Consider the following 11809-nt stretch of genomic DNA (forward strand, 5'->3'; position numbering starts at 1 on the left):
GCCCTGCATCAAGCCTTGGCGTGCCACGCGTTGGCGACAGCCCCGTATCGTGTCACGATTGCCAGGTTAACGACCGAGAACATCCAGATCATGCCGCATACCAACGCGAAGAACCTGTCTCTGATCGCCGCCATCGACCTTGGCTCCAACAGTTTTCACATGGTCGTGGCCAAGGCCCACCACACCGAGATCCGCATTCTCGAACGGCTGGGGGAAAAGGTTCAGCTGGCCGCCGGCATCGACGAAGAGCGCAAGCTCAGCGAAGAAGCCATGGAACGGGGCCTCGAATGCCTCAAGCGCTTCGCCCAACTGATCAACGGGCTGCCCGCGGGTGCGGTGCGCATCGTTGGCACCAACGCCCTGCGCGAGGCGCGCAACCGCAACGAATTCATCCAGCGCGCCGAGGCCATTCTCGGGCACCCGGTGGAAGTGATTTCCGGCCGTGAGGAAGCCCGCCTGATCTACCTCGGCGTCTCCCACACCCTGGCCGACAACCCCGGTAAGCGCCTGGTCGCCGACATCGGCGGCGGCAGTACCGAGTTCATCATCGGCCAGCGGTTCGAGCCACTGCTGCGCGAGAGCCTGCAAATGGGCTGCGTCAGCTTCACCCAGCGCTACTTCCGCGACGGCAAGATTACCCCGGCGCGTTATGCCCAGGCCTACACCGCCGCGCGGCTGGAGCTGATGAGCATCGAAAACGCCCTGCACCGCCTGACCTGGGACGAAGCCATCGGTTCGTCCGGCACCATCCGCGCCATCGGCGCAGCCATCAAGGCCAGCGGCCTGGGCAATGGCGAGGTCAACGCCGAAGGGCTGGCGTGGGTCAAACGCAAACTGTTCAAGCTGGGCGAGGTCGACAAGATCGACTTCGAAGGGGTCAAGCCAGACCGCCGCACTATCTTCCCGGCAGGCCTTGCGATTCTCGAGGCCATCTTCGACGCCCTCGAACTGCAACGCATGGACCACTGCGACGGCGCCCTGCGCGAAGGCGTGCTGTTCGACCTGCTCGGCCGCCATCACCACGAAGACGTGCGCGAGCGCACCCTCAACTCCTTGATGGAGCGTTACCACGTCGACCAAGGCCAGGCCGCGCGCGTCGAGCGCAAGGCACTGCACGCCTTCGACCAGGTAGCAAAAGCCTGGAAGCTGGAAGAGGGCAATTGGCGCGATCTTCTGGGATGGGCCGCGAAAGTGCACGAAGTTGGGCTGGACATCGCCCACTATCACTACCACAAGCACGGCGCCTACCTGATCGAGCACTCCGACCTGTCGGGCTTTTCCCGTGAGGATCAGCAGATGATGGCCCTGCTGGTACGCGGCCATCGCCGCAACATCCCCAAGGACAAGTTCGCCGAGTTCGGCGATGAAGGCGTGCAGCTGATTCGCCTGTGCGTGCTGCTGCGCTTCGCCATCCTGTTCCACCACATTCGTGGCACGCAGCAAATGCCGAAGGTACAGCTGCAAGCAGGCGACAACAGCCTCGATGTGGTCTTCCCTGAAGGCTGGCTGGAGCAGAACCAGCTGACCCAGGCCGACTTCGCCAACGAGGCGGAGTGGCTGGCCCGGGTCGGCTTCGTCCTCAGCGTACGTTGAGGACCGGGTTGCTCAGGCGCTCCAGCAGGGTCGCCTGGGCACTGCGCGGGTTCTGGTTGCCGGTCGGGGTGCTGCGCACGTAGCGCCCATCCGACTGCAGCGTCCAGGCATGGGTGTTGTCGGTCAGGTAGCTTTCCAGCTCTTTCTTCACCCGCAGCAACAGCTTCTTGCCTTCGACCGGGAAGCAGGTCTCGACGCGCTTGTCGAGGTTGCGCTCCATCCAGTCGGCACTGGACAGGTAGATCTGCTCCTCGCCGCCATTGAGGAAGTAGAACACCCGGGTGTGCTCCAGGAAGCGGCCGATGATCGAGCGCACGTGAATGTTGTGCGAAACCCCCGGAATACCTGGCCGCAGGCAGCACATACCGCGCACCACCAGGTCGATGCGCACCCCGGACTGGCTAGCCTTGTACAGCGCCTTGATGACCTTGGCATCGGTCAGCGAGTTGAACTTGGCGATGATGTGCGCAGGCTTGCCGTCCAGTGCGAACTGGGTCTCGCGGGCAATCATGTCGAGCATGCCCTTCTTCAGCGTGAAGGGTGCGTGCAGCAGCTTTTTCATGCGCAGGGTCTTACCCATGCCGATCAGCTGGCTGAACAGCTTGCCGACGTCTTCGGTGAGGGCGTCGTCAGAGGTCAGCAGGCTGTAGTCGGTGTACAGGCGGGCGTTGCCGGCGTGGTAGTTGCCGGTACCCAAGTGCGCATAGCGGACGATTTCGCCCTGCTCACGCCGCAGGATCAGCATCATCTTGGCGTGGGTCTTGAACCCGACCACCCCGTAAATCACCACCGCACCCGCCGCTTGCAGGCGGCTGGCCATCTGCAGGTTGGACTCTTCGTCGAAACGCGCGCGCAATTCGATCACCGCAGTGACTTCCTTGCCGTTACGGGCAGCGTCCACCAACGCGTCGACGATCTCCGAGTTGGCACCGGAGCGATACAGGGTCTGGCGCACGGCCAGCACATGCGGGTCCTTGGCGGCCTGGCGCAGCAGGTCGACCACCGGCGTGAACGATTCGAACGGGTGCATCAGCAGCACGTCCTGCTTACTGATCACGCTGAAGATGTTGTCAGCGTTCTGCAGCAGCTTGGGGATCGCCGGGGTGAACGGCATGTATTGCAGCTGCGGGTGGCTGTCGAGGCCGGTGATGCTGAACAGGCGGGTCAAGTTGACCGGGCCATTGACCTGGTACAGCTCGCTCTCGCTCAGGCTGAACTGCTTGAGCAGGTAGTCCGACAGGTGTTTCGGGCAGGTATCAGCCACCTCAAGCCGCACGGCATCACCGTAACGGCGCGAGAACAGCTCGCCGCGCAGGGCGCGGGCCAAGTCGTCGACTTCTTCGGAGTCCAGCGCCAGGTCGGCGTTTCGGGTCAGGCGGAACTGGTAGCAGCCCTTGACCTTCATGCCCTGGAACAGGTCGTCGGCGTGCGCGTGGATCATCGACGACAGGAACACATAGTTAGCGCCCGGGCCACCGACTTCTTCCGGCACGCGAATGACCCGCGGCAACAGGCGCGGCGCCGGAATGATCGCCAGGCCCGAGTCGCGGCCGAAGGCATCGACGCCTTCGAGCTCGACGATGAAGTTGAGGCTCTTGTTCACCAGCAAGGGGAACGGGTGCGTCGGGTCGAGGCCGATCGGGGTGATGATCGGCGCGATCTCGTCACGGAAGAAGCGCCGCACCCAGGTCTTGAGCTTGGGCGTCCAGTGACGGCGACGGATGAAGCGGATGTGGTGTTTTTCAAGCTCTGGCAGCAGCACGTCGTTGAGGATCGCGTACTGGCGATCCACCTCGGTGTGCACCAGCTCGCTGATGCGCGCCAGCGCCTGGTGCGGCTGCAAGCCGTCGGCCCCGGCCTGTTCGCGGGCGAAATTGATCTGCTTCTTCAGGCCGGCGACGCGGATCTCGAAGAATTCGTCGAGGTTGCTGGAGAAGATCAGCAGGAATTTCAGACGCTCGAGCAGCGGGTAGCTCTCGTCCAGTGCCTGCTCCAGCACCCGAATGTTGAACTGCAGCTGCGACAGCTCGCGATGAATGTACAGGCTGCTGTCGTCAAGGCCCGGGACGGTGATCGCCGGTGCCGGCGCGGGGGCCGGTGCCGCGGCCTCGACCACAGGCTCGGGCTCTGGCGCCGGCGGCAGGTCTGGCGGGGTTTGCACCATCTCTTCGGGGACTGCCTGGGCGTCCTTGATCGCGACAGGGGTGAGCACTTCATTATTCATCTGGACGTTCCTGGAGGACGTTAACGCCCTATCATCAATTGAGCGGGACGATAAGCGGCCATTATGACGCCTGTGTTACACCCACTGGCAAGCCTGCGACTTGTGGCCGAAGGCATTGTCCTTGTAGGAATTGTTCACGTCGAGACACATTTGGACACTTTCATCCACGCGCGCGAAGGGGTAGGCTGCGCGTTCATTTCGCCAGCACCTCAGAAAATGCTTCAACAATTCCTGCAGGATTTCGGCTACTTCGCCCTTTTTCTAGGCACCTTCTTTGAAGGCGAGACCATCCTGGTGCTTGCGGGTTTCCTCGCGTTCCGCGGTTACATGGACATCAAGCTGGTGTGCCTGGTGGCCTTCTTCGGCAGCTATGCCGGCGATCAGCTGTGGTACTTCATGGGCCGTCGCCATGGGCGCAAGATCCTGGCACGCAAACCGCGCTGGCAGGCCATGGGTGATCGGGCGCTGGACCACATCCGCCGCCACCCCGACATCTGGGTGCTGAGCTTCCGCTTCGTCTATGGGCTGCGCACGGTCATGCCGGTGGCCATTGGCCTGTCGGGCTATCCGCCGCGCCGCTATCTGCTGCTCAACGGCCTCGGTGCCGCCATCTGGGCGCTGGCCCTGGGCGCAGCGGCCTACCACTTCGGCGCCATCCTCGAAGGCTTGCTGGGCAATGTGAAGAAGTACGAGCTATGGGTGCTCGGCGGCCTGTTGTTGCTCGGTGTCCTGCTCTGGCTGCGCCGGCGCTTCCGCACCCTGCGTGCAGAGCGCAAGGCGGCAGCACTGGCTCAGGCCCCAGAGGCTGAGCAGGCTGTAAGCCAGGAGCAGGACCCACCCAAGCGGCGTGATCACCGCTAAGCCCAGAGCGCCAGCCAGGTACAGCGCTGGCGCATTCGACAGCAACCGCGCCCGCTCCAGGCGCACGGCCCAGGGCCGGTTCTCTAGCAGCGCGCCGAGCACGAACAGGCCCAAGGCCATGACCGACCAGCCCAGTATCAGGGCGGCGGCAGGCACGCGCTCCGCGGCCTCCATCAAATAGCTGCCCAAGGCCACATAGACGACGAACTGCGCCGCTACATAGGCCTGCTGCGCCCGCCCCAGGGCAACCTCGAACTTGCGAAACAGCGCCAGGTCCGGCTTGGCCTGCGGGTAACGCGCCGCGACATCGGCCGGGCGCCAGCCCGTGGGCATGAACCAGATCCGCCACTTGTCCCACACGCTGCGCGTGCGCCGGGCATCACGCCACAGCTGGGCGTAGAACTGCAGGTTGGCCCACAGCGGGTTCCAGCTGGCCAGTGGCGTGGTCACGCCGAACACCACGGGCTCGGCCGGGTCCTCTTCCTTGAACGTTCCGAACAGGCGGTCCCAGAGAATGAACACGCCGCCGTAATTGCGATCCAAGTAAACAGGATTTTGCGCATGGTGGACGCGATGGTTGGATGGCGTGATGAAGATCCACTCAAGCCAACCGAGTTTGGCAATGTGCCGGGTATGCACCCAGAACTGGTACAGCAGGTTCAGCGACGCCACGGTGATGAACACCAGGGGCGGCACGCCGATCAGCGCCAATGGCAGGTAGAAGATCCACGAAAAGATGAAGCCGCTGCTGGTCTGGCGCAGCGCCGTGGTGAGGTTGTACTCCTCGCTCTGATGGTGCACCGAATGGGCCGCCCACAGCACGTTGCGTTCGTGCCCCAGGCGGTGCAGCCAGTAGTAGCAGAGGTCGTACAGGACGAACGCCAGCACCCACACCCACCACGCTTGCTGGGGCAAGCGCAGCAGCGCCAGATGCTCCCAGGCCAAGGCATAGGTCAGCAGCCCGACCCCTTTGGTCAACAGGCCAGTGCTGGTCGACAAGACGCCTGTACTCAGGCTGTTGATCGCGTCGGCCAAGGTGTAATTACGCTGGCCACGCACGCGGTCAGCCACCAGTTCAACGGCGATCAATACGAAGAAGAACGGCACGGCCAGCAGTATCAGGTCCATGGTGACGACCTCAGGCGTTATCCACAAAGATTAGGCCGCGACCGCGGGAATCCCTATGGCTACATCTGCCAAACTAGAGGACATTTAGCGCCTCGACACTGGAGTAATGAGCATGACGAAAAAAGTAGCGGTGATACTTTCCGGCTGTGGCGTCTATGACGGCGCCGAAATCCACGAAAGCGTGATCACCCTGCTGCGCCTCGACCAGCGCGGGGCGCAGGTGCAGTGCTTTGCGCCGAACATCGCGCAGATGCATGTGATCAATCACCTGACCGGCGAAGAAATGCCCGAGTCGCGCAACGTGCTGGTGGAGTCGGCGCGTATTGCCCGTGGCGAGGTCAAGGACATCCGCGAAGCCAATGCCGAAGACTTCGATGCACTGATTGTGCCCGGTGGTTTCGGGGCGGCGAAAAACCTCTCGAACTTTGCCGTCGAAGGCACCAACTGCAGCGTCAACCCAGACGTACTGGCCCTGGCCGAAGCCTTTGCCGATGCCTGCAAGCCGGTTGGGCTGATCTGCATCTCGCCAGCGCTGGCGGCGAAGATCTACGGCCCAGGCGTGGTCTGCACCATCGGCAACGATGCCGGCACGGCTGCTGCGGTAGAGAAGATGGGTGGCAAGCATGAAGAGTGCGATGTGCACGACATCGTTGAAGACACCCAGCGCAAGCTGGTGACGACCCCGGCCTACATGGTTGCGAAGTCGATCAGCGAAGCGGCCGGTGGGATCTACAAGCTGGTAGACCGGGTGCTGGAGCTGACCCACGAGGGCGACCAATAACCCAAGCCTGCCCTGCCTTTGTAGGAGCGGCCTTGCGTCGCGAAAGGGCTGCGCAGCGGCCCCGGCAATTATGCCTGATGCGCAGATCGTGGGGCCTTGCGCAGCCCTTTCGCAGCACAAGGCTGCTCCTACAAAAGCCGTGGACGTCAGGTGGGCTTGGACAAGCGCGCGATAATCCGGTCCAGCGCATTGGCGAATGCCTGCTTCTCGCGCTCGCCATAAGGCGCCTGCCCTCCCCCGACCTGCCCTTGCTCGCGCAAATCGGTGAACAGGTTGCGCGTCGCCAGCCGGTCACCCATGTTGCGCTCGTCAAACTCGCGCCCGCGCGGGTCCAGCGCCGCCACGCCTTTCTTGACCAGCCGATCGGCCAACGGCACGTCGCTGCAGATCACCAATTCACCCGGCGCGGCGTTGTCGACCAAATAGTCGTCGGCCGCATCCATACCGCTGGGTACCACGATCAGCCGCACACAGGCAAAGGCCGGTTTGCTTTGCGCCTGGCCGGCCACCATCACCACCTCGAGTTTGCGCTTGAGGGCGAACTTGACGATCAAATCCTTTGCCGCCTTGGGGCAAGCGTCGGCATCGATCCATACACGCATCCGTAAACACCTCTAAATCAGCGAGACTACGCTCATGCAGCCCATCATGCCCGAAGCGGGCTGAAAGCTGGAGTCGGCGGGTTTCACCCACACGCAAGGACGCTGGAAAAATGACGCCAACAAATCGATTTAGCGCTTATCCGACTGGTTCACTCAGGCTAAACTCGCCGCAGCCCTACTGGCCTGCCACGAGCGCGCAATGAACCACCCCCAAGAAATCCGCCCAGACCTGGACGAAGGCATCGACCGGAAAGTTCTGGCGACCTTGCGTGCGCGCTTTCTGACACTCAACCAGGGTCGCCTGCAACGTGCGATGGAGGGGCTGTCGACGCGCCAGCAACAGGTACTGACACTGTTGCCGCTGCTGTTCCACGTCAACCACCCACTGCTGCCCGGCTATGTCTCGAGCAGTACGCCCGCCGGGGTGGCCGGTTTCGAGCCTGCCGACGACCTGGTCGCCGAAGCGCAACGGCTGGCACGCTCGTTCGCCTACAAGGCTCGCCAGGGGCAGGCAGCGCGCCCAATCCATGGCGTGTTCCTGATGGGCAGCCTGGGCTCGCTGGCCCAGGCCGAACAAAGCGACATGGACTTGTGGGTCTGCCATGCGCCAGGCCTGGGTGATGACCTGCTGAACGAACTGCGCCGCAAATGCCAACTGCTGGAAACCTGGGCCGCCAGCCTAGGCGCCGAAGCACACTTCTTCCTCATCGACCCGCAAGGCTTTGCACAAGGCGAGCGGGACGGCCAGCTTGGCTCCGACGACTGCGGCACCACCCAGCATTACCTGCTGCTCGACGAGTTCTACCGCACCGCCATCTGGCTGGCTGGGCGCACGCCGCTGTGGTGGCTGGTGCCGGTCTACGAAGAGCACAACTACAGTGCCTATACCCAGACCTTGCTCAGCAAGCGCTTCATCCGCAGCCAGGACGTGCTCGACCTCGGCAACCTGGCGCATATCCCCCCCGGCGAGTTCGTGGGTGCTGGGCTGTGGCAACTGTTCAAAGGCATCGACTCGCCCTACAAATCGCTGCTCAAACTGCTGCTGACCGAAGCCTACGCCAGCGAGCACCCCGCCGTGCGCTGCCTGAGCCTGGACTACAAGCATGCGGTGTTCGCCAACCAGCTCGACCTCGACGAGCTGGACCCTTACGTGATGGTCTATCGGCGCATCGAGCACTATCTGCGGCAACGCGGCGAAACGGCGCGCCTTGAGCTGGTCAGGCGCAGCCTGTACCTGAAGGTCAACAAGAAACTCAGCGGCCAGGTGCGCGCCAACGGTTGGCAGCGCCAATTGCTGCAGCGCCTGGCGGACGAATGGGGTTGGGACGAGCGCCAGCTGGCCCTGCTCGACAGCCGCAGCCAATGGAAGGTTGGCCAGGTCGCGGTCGAACGCCGCGAGCTGGTGGCTGAGCTGAACCACAGCTACCGCTTCCTCAGCCAGTTCGCCCAGACCCGCAACGCCAGCAGCCGCGCCGACCAGCGTGACCTCAATGTGCTGGGCCGGCGCCTGTACGCCGCCTTCGAGCGCCGTGCCGGCAAGACCGAGGTGATCAACCCAGGGATCGCCCCGGACCTCGCAGAAGGCACCCTCACCCTGGTCCAGGCCCCCAACCGCAAAGAGCCGGGCAGCCACCACTGGGAGCTTTACACCGGCAACCTGAGCACGCACGAGGTCACGCATTTCAGCCCGATCAAACGCTGCCGCGAGCTGCTCGAACTGCTGACCTGGGCCCATCGCAATGGCGTCATCGACAGCAGTACACGCTTCGCCGTGCACCCTGGCGCCAGTGACCTGCGCGAGCTCGAGCTGTTCAACCTGCTGGGCAGCTTGCAGCAGACCCTCGACCTGCCGCTGCCGACCGTCAGCGAAGTCCGCCTGCTGCAACCCAGTGTGGCCGACGAGATTCTGTTGCTGATCAACGTCGGCATCGACCCGCTGCGCCAGCACCGCGACCTGAACATCCTGATGACCACCGAGCGCACCGACTCGCTGAGCTACGCCGGCGTGCGCGAAAACCTGGTGCTGACGCTGGACCAGGTCACCCTCAACAGCTGGAACGAAGTGCTGGTACAGCGCTACGACGGCGAGCACGCGTTGCTGCGCTGCCTGCGCGATTACCTCAACAGCCTCGGCCAGCGCGGCCACCGCCCCCGGCTACGGGTACGCTGCTTCTGCCACAACCGCGCCCAGGCCATCGAGCAGCGGGTCGAGGAGGTGTTCGCCACGGTGCAACAGTTGCTCGACCAGGGGGCGAACTATCGCTACCTGCTGCAGGTAGCCCAGCACACCCATGTGCTGGAGCTGCTGCCCGGCCAGGTAAGCCTGGCGACCCTGGCTGACCACCAGGCGCTGCTGGACTACCTGAGCGAAGAACGCAGCCGCTACAGCCCGCTGCACCTGGACGCCAATGCCCTGCAGGACCACGACCTGGCACTGGTGCTGGAGCAGGGGCGGCCCGCGTGCATCCAAGTGTTCTATCGCCTGCAAGGCGCCTGGGCCGATCTGTATGTGCTGGATGAGTACAACGCGCTGTGGCAACAGCGCCTGCCATTGCAGGATGAAGCCCATCTGCTGCTGCCACTGCAACGCTTCCTGCGTTCGGTGCTGATGCGCCGCGATACTCAACTGCCGCTGGACGCCCTGCGCCCCGCTTCGCTGGATATCCACTATGGGCAGTTGTTGCCGTCAGGCCCGGGCAGGGCGCGCAGCATCGAGCCACGGCTGGTGCCTGTCGAGGGCAGCGGCCAGCCGTACTATGAGGTTCAGGCGATTATCCAGGGCGGTGCCGCGGGCGCCGTGACGGTCACCTTGTACTGTGACCAGCAGGAGTTCTCCGAGCTGGACCATGGCGATCAGCTGTACGCCGTGGTCGCCCGGCAGATCATCGGGCAACGCCGCAGCGCCGGTCATTACCGCTGCTACATTACCGACCTGGATTTGTCCGAACTGCTGGGTGATGAGCTGGGCGCGACCGTTTTGTACCTGCGTTACAAGCGGGAGCTGGAACAGGCGCTGAATGAGGGGCTAGAGCAGTTGCAGGCAGCGATCGGGGGATGAACCAGCGGGGCCGTATGGGAGCGGGCTTGCCCGCTGCCACAGGAGACTTGGCGCAGCGGCCCTCAAGGCTCACAGGTCGAAATCACCCGCCGCTTCCGGCTGGTACTCGACTTCCAGCAGCTTCAGCTTGAGGGTCTTGCCGCCCGGCGCCGGCCAGTCGATCTGCTCACCGACCGAAAGGCCCAGCAAGGCACAACCAATCGGCGCCAGGATCGACACCTTGCCTTCCGGCCCAGCATCCTTCGGGTACACCAGGGTCAAGTGGTAGTCCTTGCCGCTGGCCTCTTCACGGCAGTGCACGCGCGAGTTCATGGTCACCACCCCGGCCGGGACGTCCTCGTGACCGACCACCTGTTCGGCGCGGTCAAGCTCGTCCTGCAGGGCGAGCACACCCGGCGTACTTTCGTCGAGGCTGTCGATCAGACGCTCGAGACGTTGTACGTCCAATCGGGTGAGGATGAGGGAAGGCTTGGTGCTCATGATCCAGTCAGACTCCTTTGAACAGGCAATTTTCGTCGGGCAAATAAAGCAAAACCCCGCCCAAGGGCGGGGTTTATGATGACTTTGGCGTCACCGACGCAGAACCTGACACTACCACAGCCGGGCAAATACTCAAGCCCGTGCGCGCAAGGCCTCGGCTTCGCGGCAGATCTGCCGGCGCCGCTCGTCGTCTGCAGACCGCCATTCGCGGATGTGCTCCACAGGGCGGTGGCAGCCGGTGCAGACACGCTGCTCATCCAGGCGGCAGACGCTGATGCACGGCGATTTCACGGCCGTGCTGACATTGCTGTAGAGCGGCTTGGGCGGCCGCGGCTGCTCACTCATCTCAGATCTCGTCAAAGTCCAGCTTCTCGCCGGCCCGCTCCCAGACGATGCGCTCCAGCATCTCGCCGAGCAGCTCTTCGCTCTTCTCGCAGATCCACTTCTTGCTCTCTTCGTCGTAGTCGAAGTGGAAGCCACCCGACTTGTCCGCCAGCCACAACTGGCGCAGGGGCTCCTGGCGGCTGAAGATCAACTGGCTGCCGTTGTCGAACTTGATGGTCAGGACACCGGCGGAGTTCTCCATGTCCAGGTCCATGCCGCTCTCGTCGAACAGGTCTTCCAGGGCCTGTTGGGTCGCGTCGACCAGATCATGGAAACGCGCTTCGCTCAAACTCATTGCAGGAACCTCGAAATTGGCTGCGTTACAGGCAAGCCGGGCAAGATACGGGCGCTTGCCGCCGAATGCAAAGATTAGCCATTGCAGGCGGCAAGAATAGCCCGCCCGGCGGACCGGCTCTTGCATAGGCAATCCGCCGGTCGCTCGGTATACTCGGGCGCAATACTGCATATTTCAAAGGATTTCACCCATGAAGCGCCTGATTTCCTCGCTCGCGGCGCTGGTCGCGGTTGCCTGCCTCGTTTCGGCCTGCGGTCAGAAGGGCCCCCTGTACCTGCCGGAAGACGGCAAGGACGGCAAGGGCAGCCAGAAGTCGCATCAGCACAAGCACGCTCCGGCGGTACAGCCGCAAGAAGAGCAGCCTATCCAGCCCGAGCAAACGCCAGAGCAGTAAGGAAATCAG

The 11809-nt window shown here is 63.4% G+C and carries 10 protein-coding genes and 1 pseudogene; 5 read left to right on the forward strand and 6 right to left on the reverse strand.

The features are described from left to right. Positions 1 to 90: 90 nt before the first annotated feature. A complete protein-coding gene (gene ppx / locus ACMCNM_RS26940; RefSeq protein WP_412765736.1) occupies positions 91 to 1593 on the forward strand; it encodes an exopolyphosphatase in 1503 nt (500 codons plus the stop codon). On the opposite strand, the gene ppk1 is transcribed toward ppx, so the two are convergent. Next, positions 1580 to 3817: a polyphosphate kinase 1 gene (gene ppk1, locus ACMCNM_RS26945; protein ID WP_027592218.1), complete on the reverse strand. Its 2238-nt coding sequence runs from the start codon at positions 3815 to 3817 to the stop codon at positions 1580 to 1582. The two genes, ppx and ppk1, sit on opposite strands and share 14 nt — an antisense overlap. A gap of 216 nt (positions 3818 to 4033) precedes the next feature. Here ppk1 and ACMCNM_RS26950 point away from each other — a divergent pair, with 216 nt between their 5' ends. Further along, positions 4034 to 4678, forward strand: a complete 645-nt coding sequence (locus tag ACMCNM_RS26950; protein ID WP_172961384.1) for a DedA family protein — start codon at positions 4034 to 4036, stop codon at positions 4676 to 4678. A gap of 501 nt (positions 4679 to 5179) precedes the next feature. On the opposite strand, the pseudogene ACMCNM_RS26955 reads toward ACMCNM_RS26950, so the two are convergent. After that, positions 5180 to 5806: pseudogene (locus ACMCNM_RS26955) on the reverse strand (sterol desaturase family protein); the annotation flags it as partial. 112 nt (positions 5807 to 5918) lie between these two features. Here ACMCNM_RS26955 and elbB point away from each other — a divergent pair. Next, entirely contained in the window at positions 5919 to 6587 is a 669-nt protein-coding gene (gene elbB / locus ACMCNM_RS26960; protein ID WP_027592215.1) for an isoprenoid biosynthesis glyoxalase ElbB, read from the forward strand. A gap of 146 nt (positions 6588 to 6733) precedes the next feature. Here the strand turns inward: elbB and ACMCNM_RS26965 are convergent, their stop codons facing one another. After that, entirely contained in the window at positions 6734 to 7189 is a 456-nt protein-coding gene (locus ACMCNM_RS26965; protein ID WP_186703088.1) for a YaiI/YqxD family protein, read from the reverse strand. A gap of 199 nt (positions 7190 to 7388) precedes the next feature. On the opposite strand from ACMCNM_RS26965, the gene ACMCNM_RS26970 reads away from it, so the two are divergent. After that, positions 7389 to 10247, forward strand: a complete 2859-nt coding sequence (locus tag ACMCNM_RS26970; RefSeq protein WP_412765737.1) for a class I adenylate cyclase — start codon at positions 7389 to 7391, stop codon at positions 10245 to 10247. A 69-nt stretch (positions 10248 to 10316) separates the two neighbouring features. Here the strand turns inward: ACMCNM_RS26970 and rnk are convergent, their stop codons facing one another. The 3 genes from rnk to cyaY all read right to left on the reverse strand — a co-directional run bounded on the left by rnk (position 10317) and on the right by cyaY (position 11406). Beyond that, positions 10317 to 10727 carry a nucleoside diphosphate kinase regulator gene (gene rnk, locus ACMCNM_RS26975; protein WP_027592212.1) on the reverse strand — a complete coding sequence of 137 codons (411 nt, stop codon included), beginning with the start codon at positions 10725 to 10727 and terminating at the stop codon, positions 10317 to 10319. A 132-nt stretch (positions 10728 to 10859) separates the two neighbouring features. Then, a complete protein-coding gene (locus ACMCNM_RS26980; protein WP_027592211.1) occupies positions 10860 to 11072 on the reverse strand; it encodes a DUF1289 domain-containing protein in 213 nt (70 codons plus the stop codon). Position 11073: 1 nt separating this feature from the next. Next, positions 11074 to 11406 (reverse strand): iron donor protein CyaY, encoded by a 333-nt coding sequence (cyaY, locus tag ACMCNM_RS26985; protein WP_027592210.1) that lies wholly within the window; start codon positions 11404 to 11406, stop codon positions 11074 to 11076. 190 nt (positions 11407 to 11596) lie between these two features. On the opposite strand from cyaY, the gene lptM reads away from it, so the two are divergent. Then, positions 11597 to 11800 carry an LPS translocon maturation chaperone LptM gene (lptM, locus tag ACMCNM_RS26990; RefSeq protein ID WP_033693895.1) on the forward strand — a complete coding sequence of 68 codons (204 nt, stop codon included), beginning with the start codon at positions 11597 to 11599 and terminating at the stop codon, positions 11798 to 11800. Positions 11801 to 11809: the final 9 nt, after the last annotated feature.

Source organism: Pseudomonas sp. NGC7, from assembly GCF_047159675.1.
Taxonomy (GTDB): domain Bacteria; phylum Pseudomonadota; class Gammaproteobacteria; order Pseudomonadales; family Pseudomonadaceae; genus Aquipseudomonas; species Aquipseudomonas kermanshahensis.